The organism is Streptomyces sp. cg40, from assembly GCF_050320165.1.
GTDB classification, from domain to species: domain Bacteria; phylum Actinomycetota; class Actinomycetes; order Streptomycetales; family Streptomycetaceae; genus Streptomyces; species Streptomyces hokutonensis.
This window is the reverse complement of the sequence record NZ_CP190128.1, coordinates 8,847,776-8,862,673: the sequence shown is the minus strand read 5'-3', so window position 1 is coordinate 8,862,673 and position 14,898 is coordinate 8,847,776. Positions and strand designations below refer to the sequence as shown.

16 protein-coding genes and 1 pseudogene are annotated in these 14,898 nt (G+C 65.3%); 3 read left to right on the top strand and 14 right to left on the bottom strand.

Annotated features, from left to right (window positions below; genetic code table 11):
- Positions 1 to 143 precede the first annotated feature (143 nt).
- From ACQHII_RS40090 to ACQHII_RS40060, 7 genes are all read right to left on the bottom strand, one after another.
- Positions 144 to 872 (bottom strand): hypothetical protein, encoded by a 729-nt coding sequence (locus ACQHII_RS40090; RefSeq protein WP_427923840.1) that lies wholly within the window; start codon positions 870 to 872, stop codon positions 144 to 146.
- A 233-nt stretch (positions 873 to 1,105) separates the two neighbouring features.
- Positions 1,106 to 1,363, bottom strand: coding sequence for a hypothetical protein (locus ACQHII_RS40085; protein WP_427923839.1), 258 nt, complete (start codon positions 1,361 to 1,363; stop codon positions 1,106 to 1,108).
- A 5-nt stretch (positions 1,364 to 1,368) separates the two neighbouring features.
- Positions 1,369 to 1,914 carry a hypothetical protein gene (locus ACQHII_RS40080; protein WP_427923838.1) on the bottom strand — a complete coding sequence of 182 codons (546 nt, stop codon included), beginning with the start codon at positions 1,912 to 1,914 and terminating at the stop codon, positions 1,369 to 1,371.
- 241 nt (positions 1,915 to 2,155) lie between these two features.
- Positions 2,156 to 4,300, bottom strand: coding sequence for a type IV secretory system conjugative DNA transfer family protein (locus ACQHII_RS40075; protein WP_427923837.1), 2,145 nt, complete (start codon positions 4,298 to 4,300; stop codon positions 2,156 to 2,158).
- A complete protein-coding gene (locus ACQHII_RS40070) occupies positions 4,297 to 4,554 on the bottom strand; it encodes a hypothetical protein (protein WP_427923836.1) in 258 nt (85 codons plus the stop codon). The genes ACQHII_RS40075 and ACQHII_RS40070 overlap by 4 nt, the downstream gene beginning before the upstream one ends.
- Complete coding sequence (locus ACQHII_RS40065; RefSeq protein WP_427923835.1) at positions 4,554 to 4,874, bottom strand: hypothetical protein; 321 nt, start codon at positions 4,872 to 4,874, stop codon at positions 4,554 to 4,556. Before ACQHII_RS40065 ends, ACQHII_RS40070 begins: the two co-directional genes overlap by 1 nt.
- 225 nt (positions 4,875 to 5,099) lie before the next feature.
- Entirely contained in the window at positions 5,100 to 5,321 is a 222-nt protein-coding gene (locus tag ACQHII_RS40060; RefSeq protein WP_427923834.1) for a hypothetical protein, read from the bottom strand.
- A gap of 151 nt (positions 5,322 to 5,472) precedes the next feature.
- Here ACQHII_RS40060 and ACQHII_RS40055 point away from each other — a divergent pair, with 151 nt between their 5' ends.
- A complete protein-coding gene (locus tag ACQHII_RS40055) occupies positions 5,473 to 6,717 on the top strand; it encodes a hypothetical protein (RefSeq protein WP_427923833.1) in 1,245 nt (414 codons plus the stop codon).
- A gap of 39 nt (positions 6,718 to 6,756) precedes the next feature.
- On the opposite strand, the gene ACQHII_RS40050 is transcribed toward ACQHII_RS40055, so the two are convergent.
- The 3 genes and pseudogenes from ACQHII_RS40050 to ACQHII_RS40040 all read right to left on the bottom strand — a co-directional run bounded on the left by ACQHII_RS40050 (position 6,757) and on the right by ACQHII_RS40040 (position 9,358).
- Complete coding sequence (locus tag ACQHII_RS40050) at positions 6,757 to 7,143, bottom strand: hypothetical protein (protein WP_427923832.1); 387 nt, start codon at positions 7,141 to 7,143, stop codon at positions 6,757 to 6,759.
- A 425-nt stretch (positions 7,144 to 7,568) separates the two neighbouring features.
- Positions 7,569 to 8,369 (bottom strand): annotated as a pseudogene (locus ACQHII_RS40045) (GTP-binding protein); the annotation flags it as partial.
- A gap of 266 nt (positions 8,370 to 8,635) precedes the next feature.
- Positions 8,636 to 9,358, bottom strand: coding sequence for a DNA alkylation repair protein (locus ACQHII_RS40040; RefSeq protein WP_427923831.1), 723 nt, complete (start codon positions 9,356 to 9,358; stop codon positions 8,636 to 8,638).
- Between the two features lie 50 nt (positions 9,359 to 9,408).
- Here ACQHII_RS40040 and ACQHII_RS40035 point away from each other — a divergent pair, with 50 nt between their 5' ends.
- Positions 9,409 to 10,239, top strand: a complete 831-nt coding sequence (locus tag ACQHII_RS40035) for a TVP38/TMEM64 family protein (RefSeq protein ID WP_427923830.1) — start codon at positions 9,409 to 9,411, stop codon at positions 10,237 to 10,239.
- Positions 10,240 to 10,243: 4 nt separating this feature from the next.
- Here ACQHII_RS40035 and ACQHII_RS40030 read toward each other — a convergent pair whose 3' ends face one another.
- A complete protein-coding gene (locus ACQHII_RS40030) occupies positions 10,244 to 11,413 on the bottom strand; it encodes a thiolase family protein (protein ID WP_427923829.1) in 1,170 nt (389 codons plus the stop codon).
- A 118-nt stretch (positions 11,414 to 11,531) separates the two neighbouring features.
- Between ACQHII_RS40030 and ACQHII_RS40025 the strand changes: the two genes are divergently transcribed.
- On the top strand, positions 11,532 to 12,014 hold the full coding sequence (locus tag ACQHII_RS40025) for a winged helix-turn-helix transcriptional regulator (RefSeq protein ID WP_427923828.1): 483 nt from the start codon (positions 11,532 to 11,534) through the stop codon (positions 12,012 to 12,014).
- Positions 12,015 to 12,027: 13 nt separating this feature from the next.
- Here ACQHII_RS40025 and ACQHII_RS40020 read toward each other — a convergent pair whose 3' ends face one another.
- Genes ACQHII_RS40020 through ACQHII_RS40010 form a run of 3 tightly spaced genes read right to left on the bottom strand, consistent with a single transcriptional unit; the run spans position 12,028 to position 14,854 of the window.
- Positions 12,028 to 12,804, bottom strand: coding sequence for a cupin domain-containing protein (locus ACQHII_RS40020; RefSeq protein WP_427923827.1), 777 nt, complete (start codon positions 12,802 to 12,804; stop codon positions 12,028 to 12,030).
- Positions 12,756 to 13,682 (bottom strand): PmoA family protein, encoded by a 927-nt coding sequence (locus tag ACQHII_RS40015; protein ID WP_427923826.1) that lies wholly within the window; start codon positions 13,680 to 13,682, stop codon positions 12,756 to 12,758. The genes ACQHII_RS40020 and ACQHII_RS40015 overlap by 49 nt, the downstream gene beginning before the upstream one ends.
- Positions 13,679 to 14,854, bottom strand: a complete 1,176-nt coding sequence (locus tag ACQHII_RS40010; protein WP_427923825.1) for a Gfo/Idh/MocA family protein — start codon at positions 14,852 to 14,854, stop codon at positions 13,679 to 13,681. Before ACQHII_RS40010 ends, ACQHII_RS40015 begins: the two co-directional genes overlap by 4 nt.
- Positions 14,855 to 14,898: the final 44 nt, after the last annotated feature.

Here is a 14,898-nt window from a genome sequence, read left to right as displayed (position 1 = left end):
GTCACGCTACCGCTCGTCGTTGGTCTGCGGCCCCAGTGAGTACCCCCGCGGTCGCCGGTAGGTCCGTTGGCCGGCTGCTACCTACTCCCCGCCACAACGAGCGAAACCCCGCTCTGGATGAGCGGGGCCGGTGCCACAACCCCTTACGGGGCGGTGGCGGGTTGCTTCTCAGGCTCGACCTTCGGCGTCGGTTTGGCCTCGGCGATGCGGTCGCGGCCCCATCGTTCTCCTCGGCCGAAGAGGTCGCCGAGCTCCTTGCCCGTGAGCGGCTTGCCACTGTCGAGACTGTGGAGGTAAGCCCGTTGGGCTTCTTCCTGCCGTGAAGCGGCGTGCGGTCGCTGCTGTTTGGGCGTCGTACGGTGCAGCTGAATGCCGGGTGAGTAAGCAGCCGGCGGCGGCACTTCCGGCGCGGCAGCGGCTACCTTCTCCGGCTCCTGGGTGGAGTCAGTAGCGCCCGGCGGCAAACGATCTTGCGGTGACTCGACTACTTTTCCATGATCAACTGCCGCTGGAGCCACTGTCGGCGGCGGCAATGGATCATGGTCTGCCGGGGGCCCGTGGGCGGCAATCTCCGGCACACGATCATGGGCCGCCTGCCGCGCCTGTGCGTGCCCTATGGCGAGCAACGCGCCACTACAGACAGCCATGAAGCCGTCGACGGCCAGGGGGCCGATTGCCGCGCTCACGGCGTCCTCGCCGTACGACGCCAGGAGCGCCGACATGTGGCGGTAGGAGATCACGGCGGCAATCCCGGCAACGGCAGTCAGGCCACCGTGCCGGAGGAGTTTCCAAAGCCAACCATCCGGCCAGTGCACACGTGAGATGACCTCGATGGAGATTAGAAGCGCCACCGGCCAGAACGCCGCCGCCACGATGGCCCCACCTTGTGGCGTCCAAGTAGCCGCCGCGCGGGCGGGTTTGAGATAACTGTGGGCGACGTTCGCGGCGATTGAAGCCACGATTCCTACACCAAAGCCTAGCCGCGCCCAACTGCGGCCAGGCGGAGAGTCAGCCATTAGGTTTCCCTTCTCTCGGCCGCAGTTTCAGCATACTAAATAGGTGACATTGTGTCAGTTGCGTTCAACTCCTTTGGAATGGATAGGTTTTAGCCTCGTTCGTGCTCTTCCTCTTGCTGCTGCTTCAGGCTGGCAAGCTCGACGATGATGTCTCCAATGGCAAGCTCAAGCATTCCGATCTGCTGACACACGTCATGGAGTTGTCCATCTGTGCCGTCTGCCGCCAGGGCTACCGCGCCCCTCACGGAGGTCGCATAGTCCAAATACGCTTGTTCGAGGTCGGTAGCTCTGCCGTACAACAGACCAAGTTGCTGCACGACGTCTTCTATGAGCACTTCTTGCAACATGCCTCCTAGGTGGTGAGAAACTGTACGGCCTGGTCGAAGTGAGTGGAGCGGAATAGATTCGCGCCGCCGTGCTCCATGATCTTTCGCTGTATGTACGGAAAATGCCCGGCGTCTTGAACGACGAAGACGACGGCAGGGAACCGTCCATCTGTCCATTGCTGATGTGCAGCCGAGTAGGCACGGAGCTTGCCGGGAATCCGTTTGCCCCACTCGCTACCTTCATCCAACTCAATGAAGCAGTCTCGTAGGTTGGCGCCGAGTTGGATTTGCAACCGAGCATCCGGGTTCAGCGGCGTCATGCCGACCCTCAAAGCGGCTTGCTCTTCTGGCCGGAAGGTGACCGGACCGCACAGTCCATCGTGTGCGGCCATAGCCAGGAGTACCCGGAGTTCAACGAGATCGTGCACGTGCATGTCGCGCGAACGGGTTGTACTTTTGGGGGGCATGTAGACATAACCGTGGCTGCCACTTTCAAAGCCGCCCACTCTACGCACTCCCGGCATCCGCTTTATTTCGCCCTTCCCTACAAGGGTCGTGAGAATGCGGTTCACTCTGCCAGGGCGCGACCTATCGGTGCCGTCCCGGTAGAAGTGCAGTCTGGTGATTTGGCTAGTGGTGACTTGTTTGAAGTCGAGGACGGTTTGGATGATGGCGAGGTCACGGGGGGAGAGTCCAGGGGAGGGGGTCACAAGACGCCCCCAGTCCGGTCGTTTCGCGGGCCGTCTGACCAGGTCAGCGACCCTGCGAGGTGTCTAACGATCCATACACCGATCCATACAGCGATGAAGACACTCACCAAGCCACCTCCGGAGCACCACTCGGGCCGGTAACGCCCTGCCGCTTCTTCTGGGCGCTCAGTACTTCCTCAATGCTCCGGCCGTACCGGCTATCCGACTTCTCGATAGCAGTTTGCCGAGTCCCAAGTGATGGCGTCGGCGGGAAGGTTCGGGCAGTGGCTGCCGCACCACCGTCGAGCTTCACCACTACCTCGTACTTGTCGAGCGTCTGGAAGTCGGCGGCGGTCAGCTCACACGCCAACTCCCGCGCAATAACGAGGGCGTCATTAGCTGAGCAAGGGAACACGATTTTGGAGCGGGTGTTGGGCATGATGGACTCGCGGATATTGGGCGAGAGCTGGCTCATGTACTGATGAGCGAGCACGAAGCCAACGCCATACTTGCGCGACTCGGCCAGTGCGTCAGCGAAGTTGGTGGGGATGTTGATGTAGTTCTGGAACTCGTCGATGAAGACGGGAAAAGGGGAGCGCTTCTCGACGGGTACGGCGCTTCGGCCCTGTACGGCTTGCCACAGCTTCGTGACGAGCAGTGAGCCAAACAGTCGGGACGTTTCGTCGCCGAGCTGCCCCTTACTCAGCGAGACGATCAGGATTTTACGTTGACGAATAATGGCCTCAAGGTCAAGGCCGCCGCCTGCTTGCCCGAGGCAGGCCCGAAGGTTTGGCCGGACTTCAAAGGCCCGGAGCCGCCGCAACACCGGAGCGGTGACGTCGAGTTGGCGTTGCTGCGATTGGCCGTTGTACCACTGCCAAAAGTTCTTGAGCGCTGGGTCGTCCAAATCCTTCGTGAGCTCGTACCTGAAGGTATTGGAAGCTGCGTCTACTCCCAGGAGCGCGGGCATGTCCATGAGCGTCATACCGGCCTGGGCGAGGGTAAGTACGCTGGAGCGCAACACGTCGGCCGTCTGGGGCAAGCGATGGATGTCATACAACTTGTCGAAGACGGCCAAGATTTGGTCCATGACTATGTACGGGTCGCCAGCGAAGACGTTGAGCGAAATGGAGCGACTACTGTCTGCCGGGTTGAACCACACCACGTCGTTGAGGCGGTGGTGGGGGATGCGGTCAATTATGTTGTTGGCTGCGTCGCCATGCGGGTCGATGAAGACGCCACCAGAGCCCTTCTGAACCGCTTGGAGGAACAGATTCTCTAGTACGGTCGTCTTGCCAGTTGTCGTGGCTCCTAGGACATGCATATGGCGTGTGAGAGCATCCACAGACAAAGTTAGGTCGCGTGTATCGCCGGGATAGTTACTTTCTCCCACCCGAATACCGTCCCGCGGCATGTCGTGGCCGGCTGCCAACCTCCGGCTTTGCCCAAGAGAGAGTCCGGGTACTTGGGGCGTCCCGATGGGCAGAGCACAAACCACTGCCAGCGTGTGCGCCCTGAGTAGTCCCGGCCAACGCACTGTCGGGGCCGAGCGGTTGTTGATGCGCACTACCCACTCCGGCCGCAGGCGGCGGGTCTTGAAGACCTGCAAGCCACCGTAGGCCGAGAGGGTGTGCTTCAGAAGGGCCTTCGCCCGGATGTCATGGCCGGACGCTGCCAGCCGCCCCACCACCCAAAAGGCAGAGTCCTTCTTGGGGTTGATGACTCTGCCTATGGGCGTCATGACGAACTGCACGATGACGGCTTCGTTCTCATACAAGCCGGTGAGGCTGCGTAGCAGTGAGGGGATGAGCTTGGGGTCAGGCTCGATCTCCTTGAAAGTGCCGTGCTCGTCTTCCTCGATGACGTCGTGGTGTTCGAGCTCAACGGCGTAGTTCCACCGCCGGGGTTGCTGAGCTACTTCCTCTATCCGGATGCCGGGTATGACTCCGGAGAGGTGACTACGCACGATGTCTGCCACATGTGGCGGGAAGCTCAGCAGGTAGTGAATCCCGGTGTGGGTAGCCAGGATTTCAAACGCCAGGGTGTTGCGGCCGAGGGGTTCACCGACACGGCGCACCGGCCGGTATAACCCCCTCAGCGAGGTGAACAACAACGCGGCGTCTTCGTGCTTGAGTTCACGCGGGAACGTGAGTTGATACGTGACGTGGCTAGTGTCCAACTGGTGTTGCCCCCAAAGCCGTGCGCAGAAAAGACCTACAACGAGAAGGCAGCTCAGGGTGACAGCTATGTCGAACCAACCGAGAATCACTCCCCCATAATACGGTCTATTTGTTCCCGGGTTCGGCGCTCCAGATCGGCGAGCTCGTTATGCACTCGCTGCTCACTACGCACAAAGTCCTCCACGTAGTAGTCTCGCGCCCAATCCAGCTTCTTCTGGGCTTCGGCGTCCGCGTGCTTCTCGTCGTTGAATCCGTTGTCGTCCAACCACTGGCTTATTCCTGCGCATAGCATGATTGCTAGCGGAGTGAAGACGCAGAAGCCAAGTACCCCCAGCTCTGACATCAGAAGCCTCCGTTGATAATGCGCTTGGCGTTGAGCTCCCAGTCGTCGAAGAGGTTTTCCAGCTTTTCGCGCACCATGGGGTTGTCGTTCTTGGTGATCTTCTGGGCGATGTACTCGCCAAACTCGATGTGCTTCTCCGCTACCTCCATGTGGAGGCGGTAACTGGCCGCTAGGCGAAGAGCTTTAATCGCCCCGTCCAGCCGAGTCATGAAGACGGCTTGGCGGGCGGTGCGTTCAAGCCCGCGTATCTCCTGGTAGCTAGCTCCCTCCCTCATCGGTATGAGGTCGTAGTTCTGTCCCTGGTACGGCTCGATGCTCATGGGCTTGCTTCCTCCTCTTTAGGTAGGTGTTCCACTGGTTGGCGCCGCTACGTTGGCGCTCGGTGATGTACTGATCGAACTTGGTGCGTGCGTTGATACGCCGCTCCAGTTGGTATTCCTCCCAACTGGTGACGTCGTCGGCCCAGTTGTTTTCGTCTTCTTCCAACGCTTCTCTCCCTCAGCGCCACCGCGCCGGCGGCTACCTACCCCGGCGCGGCAGCGCAGTCAGTCACGCGTTCGGTTGCGGCTCCAGCCGGACGAGACGTGGCGACACAGCCGGGCGTACAACTCCTCGATCTCGCGCAGGAGCCCGAGGGCTATGGGGTCGGCACCGATCACGACCTTGATGAAGCGGTGGCGTCCGCCTACCAGCTCCATGAGGGCGTGCAGTACGCGGAGTAGGCCGCGCTCCCACTCGTCGTCGTGCATGCCGTCGTGTGAACTCATCTAGGTTGCTTCCTTCCGATCGTCTTCCGGGTCGGCGTCCCGAGTGGGACGCTCTTCACTCATGGAGCCATGCCATCAACATCCCCCTTGGCAAGGGGCTGGCAAATGATCTTGGTCAAGCCGGGATCGACCAAGGGAAAGCCGAGTTCAAGTGGGCAACGCCGAAGAAGAAGCTCTTGAACTACGTCTCGCTGCCGAGCTGCAAGACGCCATCAGCCAAGAAGGGGGGCTGCAATACCAAGAAATTAGTGAACTCGGTACGCTGATGGCACTCCCCCAAGTGCTCCGCCAATTGAATGATTTCAGTACGGCAGCCGATCAGTTGTTGGCCGTGCGCAAGTCGGTTAGACAAGCCGTCTCAGCCATCACCAGACCGCAGCAAGTTTTGAGGCGGGGCCGAGTTTGGTCACAAGAGCTGATTGCACCCACGAAGTTTCGCGAGGCTATAAGTCATCTACTTAATGAGATTGATCGCCCTCTGAAGTCTTCAGGAAAACAGAGACGGGATCATGTCATCGGGTTACTGGAGCTTGGCATTGCCGTCACTTCGATGCGGCGGCGCGGAGTAGGGCCGGAGTTTGAGCTGATGCGAGTTCTGGCACGTAGCCTCATAGTCCTGCGCCGCAGTCCTGTAACGTTCGAGCGCATCAAAGTCAGATATTCCTTTATTGAAGAAACAGACTCGCCCCATGGTGTGCGGCTCGAAGGGGCCCACGTTAGTTGCGACGTACGAGCGCTGCGCGAGTGTCAGACGTTTGAAGACACCGGCTTCTACTTGATCCCGTGGAAGGGTGTGCTGGCACCCAAAGATGCGCTCACCCAATCCCTCGACAGTGGCCTGGCTCATTACTCCGACTACGCGCCGGGGGAGCAAATTACCACCCCGTTGAAAGAGAGGACTATCGACCAGGACAGAAGCCCCATCTTGACTGTCCCTTTCGAGAAAATATGGCAATTAACCAAAAGAAAGTTTTACTATTACGATATCGAATATCCACGAGGCGGGCGCAGCGCATGCGCTCGCCCTGGAGACGAAAATTACAAGTTGATCGCAACTCCGACAGGAAGCATGAGCGGTTCCGTATCGGTGGAAGTCACGACCCCAAGGCCGGTCGAAATCAGTGCGGTTGGCCATCCTCACCGCGTCATCTTCAATGCCCATCAAACCGCATACGGCACGTATCACAGCATCTATGAGTTCGACTCCCTACATGCAGGTCAACCTTTCGGCCTTGTAATCCATTGGAATGACGAAGCAGGCAGAAGGGATAGAGAGTTCAGGGAATTGGCTAGTGACCCAAAGCAAGACGTCTTGGGATGGGTTGCCAAGGAGGGCGCGGAAGAACTTGCGGTAATATTTGAGGTGTCCGGCCTTATAGAAATTGAGGAGCCGTAGCGTGAGCCACGACTCCTCATAATCGAGCGTCGTACTTGCTTACATCCAGCCGATGGGGTCGGGCGTTGGCGTAGTGCCAGCCTCTTCACCCTTGAGAAGGCGGATGATGTGGCCCTCTTCGAGCTGGCCTTCAATCCCGGTGTACAGGATGCCGTAGACCCAAATCTTCTCGGGATATTCCCCAACAACCCACCCCTCGAACTCGTAGCAGGGCAGGTCTTCCTCGACATCCCAACTGTAGACAACGCGGAGACTCGTGGGGGTAATGCGGAGCGGAAAACGGTTGATCTCGTCCGTGTCAGTGAGCGATCCACATGCCTCGAACAACAGTGTTTTTGACTCACTTCGTCGACTCGACTTCATACACTCGTAAAAGTCATCCAACGAGTAGAACCTTATGCCGGGTTCGGGGTGATTGAGACTCATCGAGGGATGCTCAACGTCACCCTTGATTTTTCCTGTCATTGCCAAGCCTTACTTGGTTGGGGCCTGGCTTCTGTATCCAGACCGCACCCCTATCCCTCAGCAGGGGCGCGGCATGAATCCATGTTTATCTCATGAATAAGAAAGTTATGCAAGCAAAAGCATCTTGGCGTAAGACAGTTGGCGCCGACTTCTCCGGCAGCTTCACGGAGTACGCGCGCACAGTGGCGCCGGGGCGCGGCGGCGGCTGACCGTCCGGCCGGAGCGCGCCGACGAGCGGGGGTGTCCGGCGGGAGGATGCCGCCTGGCGAACGCATGTGACGCCCCGTCAGGCGGGTATTCGGCCGACGATCTAGCCCGTGACCAGGGCAAAGCAGAAGGGGAGTGCTCGGGGCGGTGTGCCGCCGCTACGGGGTGGATACGCTAACCATGGCGTTGCCGAAGGTCTCCAGGCCCGTGACCACCGTCTCGACGGCGGCGCCGAGCACTTCGATCCGGTCGCCCACCCGGACCGTGCCGCGCTCGATCGCGCCTGTGACCACCGTGCCGCGTCCGGTGATGGTGAGCACGTTCTCGACCGGCAACAGGAACGGCGCGTCCAGGTACCGCTCGGGCATGGGCACATACGTGTCCACGGCGTCGAGCAGCGCGTCGATCGACGCCGTCCAACGGGGGTCACCCTCAAGGGCCTTGAGGCCGGACACCCGTACGACGGGTACGGAGTCGCCGCCGTAGCCGTTCGCGGTGAGCAGTTCGCGGACCTCCAGCTCCACGAGGTCGGTGAGCACCGTGTCCTCGCCGTCGTCGACGGCGTCGGCCTTGTTGAGCGCGACCACGATGTGGTCGACGCCCACCTGCCGGGCGAGCAGCACGTGCTCGGCGGTCTGCGGCATGATCCCGTCGAGCGCGGAGACGACGAGGATCGCCCCGTCGAGCTGCGCGGCCCCGGTGACCATGTTCTTGACGTAGTCGGCGTGGCCGGGCATGTCGACGTGCGCGTAGTGCCGGGTGTCGGTCTCGTACTCGACGTGCGCGATGTTGATGGTGATGCCGCGCGCGGCCTCCTCCGGCGCCCGGTCGATCCGGTCGAACGGGACGAAGGTGGACGCGCTGCGCTCGGCGAGGACCTTGGTGATGGCGGCGGTCAGGGTGGTCTTGCCGTGGTCGACATGGCCCATCGTGCCGATGTTCAGATGCGGTTTCGTGCGGACGTATGCCGTCTTGGACATGGCGGTACCTCGAAGCCTGGTGAAGTGGATTGCGGGGACCCCGAGGACTCGCCGACCCTCCCCCTGCGGGGTCCGCCGGACGATCCGGAGAGGGTCAGCTTCGGGCGCCGTCGACTGCGGCGACGAGTGCGGGAACGGCAGCCTTCGGGGCATCCGCGACCGCGGATGCTGCGAGGTGGAAGGCGTACCGGAACATGGCTCCGATCATTGCCGACGCTTTGCCCCGCGTCGAACGATTTATCAGCGGCGGGATTCCGGAAGGGACTTCAGGGCCCGATGTTCTTCAGGGCCTCGCGCACCGACAGCGGCGCGAACCGCCCCTTCTCCCGGGCCAGGAAACCGCGCACCGCCTCCGGGTCCGTCTTCGCGTACTCGCGCAGGCACCAGCCGATCGCCTTGCGGATGAAGAAGTCGGGGTGCCCGGACTGGCGCAGGCAGTACGCGAAGAGGCGTTCGGTGTCGGTGCGCTCCTTGTAGCGCAGTTGGTGGAGGAGGGCCGTACGGGCGACCCACAGGTCGTCGTCGACGATCCACGCGTCCATGTCGGCCGTCAGCCTCGGATCGGCGGCGACCAGGCCTCCCACTACGTGGGAGGCGAGTGCGTCGACGGTGTCCCACCAGGGGACCGTGGAGACGAGATGCCGGGCGACGGGCAGGAAGCCGGACGTGCAGTGCCTCACATGGCTGCGCAGATAGTCCACCGCGAAGTACTGGTACTCGCGCTCCGGCAGCTCCCAGCAGCGCAGGGCGATCGCGGTGCAGTCGGTCTCGTCGGGGCGGGGCGTGCCCTCCAGGACCGTGCGGGACAAAGCCCTGCGTACGGGCGTGGTCAGACCGAGGAAGGGCGCGATGTCCTTCATGTAGGCCCGCATCGGTACGGCCCGTTCCGCGTCGGCCGCGGCGGCGTAGGTGGCGGTGAGCCGCTCCAGCACGGTGTCGGCGAGAACACTGCCCGGCACCTTGGGGGTACCCGCACCTGTGACGGTCATGAGACGAACCATACGGCGATCACATACACGGGTCGGTTAGGGTCGCCGACATGCTCGCCGATGCCACCACCCGCTCTGGGGGCACCGCCACGGCCACTCCCCAGGCCACTGCCAAGATCACCGCCATGGAGCCGGCCGCGGTCGTGACCGTCCCCGCGGCCACGTCCGTCGTCGCCGTCGCGCCCGTGCTGCCCGGCGCACCGACCGGCTTCGCAGCGCGTTGCACGAGAGCCCTGCTCTCACCGTGGTCCCGGCTGTCGCTGCTGCTCGTCCTGCTCGCCGGGGCGGCTTCGACCGTGCTGCTCTTCCACCCGCAGAGACTCCTCTCGGACGGCTGGCCGCCGCAACTCACCGGCGCGATGGCCGCGTTGGTGTTCGCCGCGGCCTACGGCCTGTGCAGCGTGGCGTTCGTGCCGCGCCCGCTGCTCAACCTCGCGGCGGGCGCGCTGTTCGGCTCCCAGCTGGGCACCGCCTCGGCGCTGGCGGGCACGGTGCTCGGGGCCGGGATCTCCTTCGGTCTCGGCCGTGTCCTGGGCCAGGACGCGCTGCGCCCGCTGCTGCGCGGCCGGTGGCTCAAGGCGGCGGACGGGCAGCTCAGCAGGCACGGCTTCCGTTCGATGATGGCGGCCCGGCTCTTCCCGGGACTGCCGTTCTGGGGCGTGAACTACTGCGCCGCCGTCTCCCGTATGCGCTGGATGCCGTTCCTGGTCGCGACGGCGCTCGGCTCGCTCCCGAACACCGCCGCGTACGTCGTCGCCGGCGCCCGGGCCTCCAGCCCCACGTCTCCGGCCTTCCTGATCGCGATGGCCTGCATCGCCCTGCCGGCCCTCGGCGGCGCGGTGGTGGCCTGGCGCAAGCGCCACCACCTGCGCGCCCGGTGACGCGTCAGACGGCCTCGACGATCATCGCGTTGGCGAGGCCCCCGGCCTCGCACATCGTCTGGAGTCCGTAGCGCGCTCCCCGGTCCCGCATCGCGTGCACGAGCGTGGTCGTCAGCCGGGTGCCGCTGGCCCCGAGCGGATGGCCGATCGCGATGGCCCCGCCGTGCACGTTGACCTTGGCGAGATCGGCGCCCGTCTCCTGCTGCCAGGCCAGAACGACACTGGAGAACGCCTCGTTGACCTCGAACAGGTCGATGTCGTCGAGGGTGAGCGAGGCCCTGCGCAGCACCTTCTCGGTGGCCGGTATGACACCGGTGAGCATGAGCAGCGGGTCGGAGCCGGTCACGGCGAAGCTGTGCAGCCGGGCGAGCGGACGCAGCCCGAGCCGGGCCGCGGTCTCGCTGGAGGTGATCAGAACGGCGGAGGCGCCGTCGTTGATCGGGCTGGAGTTGCCCGCGGTGATGTTCCACTCGATCCCCGGGAACCGCTCGGCCCAACTCGGGTCGTAGAAGGCGGACTTGAGGCCGCCCAGGACCTCGGCGGTGCTGCCGGGCCGCACGCACTCGTCGCGCGTGGCGCCCGCCAGGGGTGTCACCTGGGCGTCGAAGAGGCCCGCGTCCCAGGCGGCGGCCGCCTTGAGGTGCGAGGAGAGCGCGAAGTCGTCCAGCTGGTCCCGGGTCATCGACCACTTGGCGGCGATGAGTTCAGCGCTGATGCCCTGCGGGACAAGGCCTTCCGGGTAGCGTGCGGCGACTCCGGGGCCGAAGGGGTCCGTGCCGGGCAGCACGGCCGATCCCATCGGCACCCGCCCCATGGACTCCACTCCGCAGGCCACGACCATGTCGTACGCCCCGGAGAGCACGCCCTGCGCCGCGAAGTGCACGGCCTGCTGGGAGGAACCGCACTGGCGGTCCACCGTGGTCGCGGGCACCGACTCGGGGAAGCCCGCCGACAGCACGGCCTGCCGGGTGATGTTGACGGACTGCTCACCGACCTGGGTGACCGTGCCGCCGATGACGTCGTCGATGAGGGCCGGGTCGATCCCGGTGCGTTCGACGAGGGTGCGCAGGGTGTGCGAGAGGAGTTCGACGGGGTGGACCTGGGCGAGGGAGCCGTTCGGCTTGCCCTTGCCCACGGGGGTGCGTACGGCTTCGACGATCACTGCGTCACGCATGATGCGGGCCTCCAGGATGACCAGCGGGAACTACCAGTGAGTAGGAAATCCAAACTCACCATAGCCCTGTAAGTTGGAAAATCAAACCCACTCTGGAATCGCCCTTAGACTGGACGCCATGGCCGCTCCCCAAGGCAAGCCCGCCCCCAAAGACCCGCGCCCTTGCTCGATCGCCGACACCCTCGCGCTCGTCGGCGAGAAGTACTCCCTGCTCGTCCTGCGGGAGGTGTGCCTGGGCAATCACCGCTTCGACCAGCTGGTCCGCAACATCGGTGCCCCGCGCGACGTCCTGGCCACCCGGCTTCGCCGCCTCGTCGACGCCGGGATCCTCACCCGGCGGACGTACAGCGAGCACCCGCAGCGCTTCGAGTACCGGCCCACCCAGGCGGGTCTCGAACTGGAGCCCGTCCTGTGGACCCTGAAGGAGTGGGGCGACCGCCATCTGCACGCGGACAACCACCCCATGGTGCTGGAGCACAGCTGCGGCAACGAACTGGTGGCGACCGTCGCCTGCTCCGCCTGCGGCGGCACGGTCCGCCACGGGGACCTGACAGCCCACCCGCAGGTGCCCGGTTGGACGGTGAAGGGCCCGGCGGCGTAGTGGCCTCTCCGCCTCAGACGTTCCCCGGGTAGACGTCCAGCCGCCCGCACATCCCGAACTTCCCGTACACCGAAGGCTGTTCGGCCCGTACGGCGGCGTCGGCGAGGTGGGAGAAGTCGCCCCGGCCGAGCCGGTCGAGCTGCTCGCCCGTGGCCGCGGCGGCGGCCCGCGCACCCCGTTCCCAGCGCTCGCGCCACTCGGCGAGCCGGGGCCGGACCAGCGCGGCGGCGGCCCGGTGGAAGGCGGCAAGCGCTTCCGGGCCCTGGGCGGAACGCAGCGCCTCGTAGCCCTCCAGGGCGAGGTCGCGGCGGGCCCGGGCGACCCGTTCCTGTTCCGCCTCGGGCGCGCCGGCCGGGATGACGGTGACGGCGGCGTACGTCTCCGGGTCGGTGAGGTACTGGGGCGGCAGCGTGAGCACCGCGTCGCCCGCCTCGGGCAGCCCGCTGTTCTGCATGAGGACGGTGATGCGCAGCTCGCCCTCGTTGACGAGCCGGTGGATGGTCCCGGGCGTGAACCAGGCGACCGTTCCGGCGGCGAGGGGTGTCACCTCGTAGCCGGACGTCGTGAGCGTCTGCACCGCGCCGCGCCCGCCGGTGACGACGTACCCCTCCGAACAGGTCAGGTGCATATGGGGAGTTCCGCCGCACACCCTGCTGTCACCGTCCGCCTCGGCGGGCCAGTCGTAGACGGAGAGATGCGAGACGGCGACCCCGCCCGGCAGTCCGCCGAAACGCTCGGCGCTCACCACGGCCGCGCCTCCAAATACTTGGCGATCTCCTCCCGCTCCCATGCTCCGTCGGCGACGACGACCCGGTAGCGCCGGGTGAGCGTGTCGCCGGGGTCGAGCACCAGCTCGTCGTAGAAGGCGAAGGAGGGGGCGATCCCGGCGAACGGCTCGTTGCGTACGAACCAGTGGGCGGGGTGGGTGCCCTGGGCGCCGGTGTGGTCGTTCTCGGGGGCGTGCGCGAAGACGATCGTCGCGTGGCCGTCGGTGCCGTCGTGCTCTCCGGAGACGGCGAGCCAGGGGCCCTGGGAGCCCATCAGTTCGGGGCCCTCGCCGTCGGGGCCGATGATGCGGCCGTCGCGGAAGGCGCGCGGGCCGCGCCAGAACAGGCCGGTGTAGCCGGCCGCCTCGCGCCCGTGGGAGGTGGGGCTGCCGAACAGCAGGGGCTCGTCACGGCGGTTCGTCACGGAACTCGTCCAGGTCAGCGCCCACGACCCCGACTCCGTGTCGACGTCGTGCACCTCGATCCGGCGCTGTTCGTCGGCCCAGAGCTCGCCGCTGTAGGGGTGCCAGGTGAGCCGTTCGGCGATGACCAGACCGTCCTCGTCGGCGTCGATCTCGTCGAAGGCGACATGGGCCATCGACCCGACCCGCTCCGGGAGTTCGAGATACCCCTCGCCGTGAACGTATGTGTTGCCGCCCCACAGGTTCTGGCCCGAGAGATGCGAGGCGGTGAACTGCAAGCCCTTGTGCCAGCGGTGGTCGTTGGGCCGGTAGTCGGTGACGATGTCGCCGGCCAGGGTCCGGATCGGGTGGAGGTACGGCTTCGGCGCCTCCCAGGCCGCCTCGGGCCGGTAGACGTAGCTGAACAGTTCGACGCCGGTGGCCGGCTCGGTCACCGTGATGCGGTCGCCGTGGGCATGGACGATACGCAGGCCGGTCATGCCGACACCTCCTCGCGCGCCACGGGCGCCCAGCCGGGGGCGCCGCCGTGCAGCGCCGTGTAGTAGGGGTCGCCGGGGCCGATCTCGCCGGCCCGTACGGTCGTGTCCGTGAACGCCGACTTGTAGAGCGCGGTGATCAGCTCCAGGCTGGTGCGCCCGTCGGTGCCGCTGCTGCGGGGCCGCTCTCCGGCCCGCATGCTGACGACGAGTTCCCGCAGCTGCTCCAGGTGCGAACTCGGCACGTCCGGGCCGAAGTTCTGCCAGGCCGCGGCCTCCTCGCCCGAGACGTCCGGGGCGGGGGTGATGCGCCAGTTGTCGTTGCTGTGGCCGTAGAGGTGGGTGAGTTCGACGGTGGCGCGCTCGCAGTCGATGCGGATGCGGCTGACCTCGTCAGGGCTCAGGACGCTGTTGACGACGGTCGCCATCGCGCCGTTGGCGAAGCGGACCAGGGCGGTCGAGACGTCCTCGGTCTCCACGTCGTGGACCAGCCGCCCGGCCATGGCCTTGACCTCGCTCCACGGCCCGAGCAGATCGAGCAGCAGGTCCATCTGGTGGATGCCGTGTCCCATGGCGGGACCGCCGCCCTCGGTCGCCCAGCGTCCGCGCCAGGGCACGGCGTAGTAGGCGGTGTCGCGGTACCAGGTGGTCTGGCAGTGCGCCACGAGCGGCCGGCCCATGGCCTGCTCGGCGAGCAGCCGGCGCACATGCCGGGTGCCCGACCCGAAGCGGTGCTGGAAGACGATCGAGGCGTACGGCCCCCCGTCCTTCCCTTCCTCGTCCTCCACGGCGTCGAAGTCGGCCAGCGTGGGAACCGGCGGCTTCTCGCACCAGACCCAGGCGCCGGCCCGCAGCGCGGCGACGGTCTGCGCGCGGTGCAGGGTGGGCGGGGTGCAGATGGTGACGAGATCGGGCCGCTGTTCCCGGAGCATCTGCTCCAGGTCCGTGTAGGCGTGCGGAATCCCGGCCTCGGCACAGAAGGACCCGACCGCGGTGGCATCGATGTCAACGGCCGCGACCACCTCGGTCTCGCCCTCCTCGGCGAGCCGGGCGAGCGCCGGGAAATGGGAGCCGCGGCCGATGGCACCGGCGCCGACCACGGCTGCCCTGATGCGGCGGCCGGTGAGCGGCGGCAAGGGCCGGAACGCCCCGGCGTTGGTGGCGGGTGTGGACATGGGCGTGATCAGCACTCCTCCGGAGACAGCGAGCGCGTCCAGCA

Bases quoted from the DNA above. Each gene is read 5' to 3' on its own strand.
- ACQHII_RS40085 (WP_427923839.1), bottom strand. From the start codon at position 1,363: ATGTTGCAAGAAGTGCTCATAGAAGACGTCGTGCAGCAACTTGGTCTG.
- ACQHII_RS40070 (WP_427923836.1), bottom strand. From the start codon at position 4,554: ATGTCAGAGCTGGGGGTACTTGGCTTCTGCGTCTTCACTCCGCTAGCA.
- ACQHII_RS40065 (WP_427923835.1), bottom strand. From the start codon at position 4,874: ATGAGCATCGAGCCGTACCAGGGACAGAACTACGACCTCATACCGATG.
- ACQHII_RS40060 (WP_427923834.1), bottom strand. From the start codon at position 5,321: ATGAGTTCACACGACGGCATGCACGACGACGAGTGGGAGCGCGGCCTA.
- ACQHII_RS40050 (WP_427923832.1), bottom strand. From the start codon at position 7,143: ATGAGTCTCAATCACCCCGAACCCGGCATAAGGTTCTACTCGTTGGAT.
- ACQHII_RS40040 (WP_427923831.1), bottom strand. From the start codon at position 9,358: ATGACCGTCACAGGTGCGGGTACCCCCAAGGTGCCGGGCAGTGTTCTC.
- ACQHII_RS40035 (WP_427923830.1), top strand. From the start codon at position 9,409: ATGCTCGCCGATGCCACCACCCGCTCTGGGGGCACCGCCACGGCCACT.
- ACQHII_RS40030 (WP_427923829.1), bottom strand. From the start codon at position 11,413: ATGCGTGACGCAGTGATCGTCGAAGCCGTACGCACCCCCGTGGGCAAG.
- ACQHII_RS40025 (WP_427923828.1), top strand. From the start codon at position 11,532: ATGGCCGCTCCCCAAGGCAAGCCCGCCCCCAAAGACCCGCGCCCTTGC.
- ACQHII_RS40020 (WP_427923827.1), bottom strand. From the start codon at position 12,804: ATGGGAGCGGGAGGAGATCGCCAAGTATTTGGAGGCGCGGCCGTGGTG.
- ACQHII_RS40015 (WP_427923826.1), bottom strand. From the start codon at position 13,682: ATGACCGGCCTGCGTATCGTCCATGCCCACGGCGACCGCATCACGGTG.
- ACQHII_RS40010 (WP_427923825.1), bottom strand. From the start codon at position 14,854: ATGTCCACACCCGCCACCAACGCCGGGGCGTTCCGGCCCTTGCCGCCG.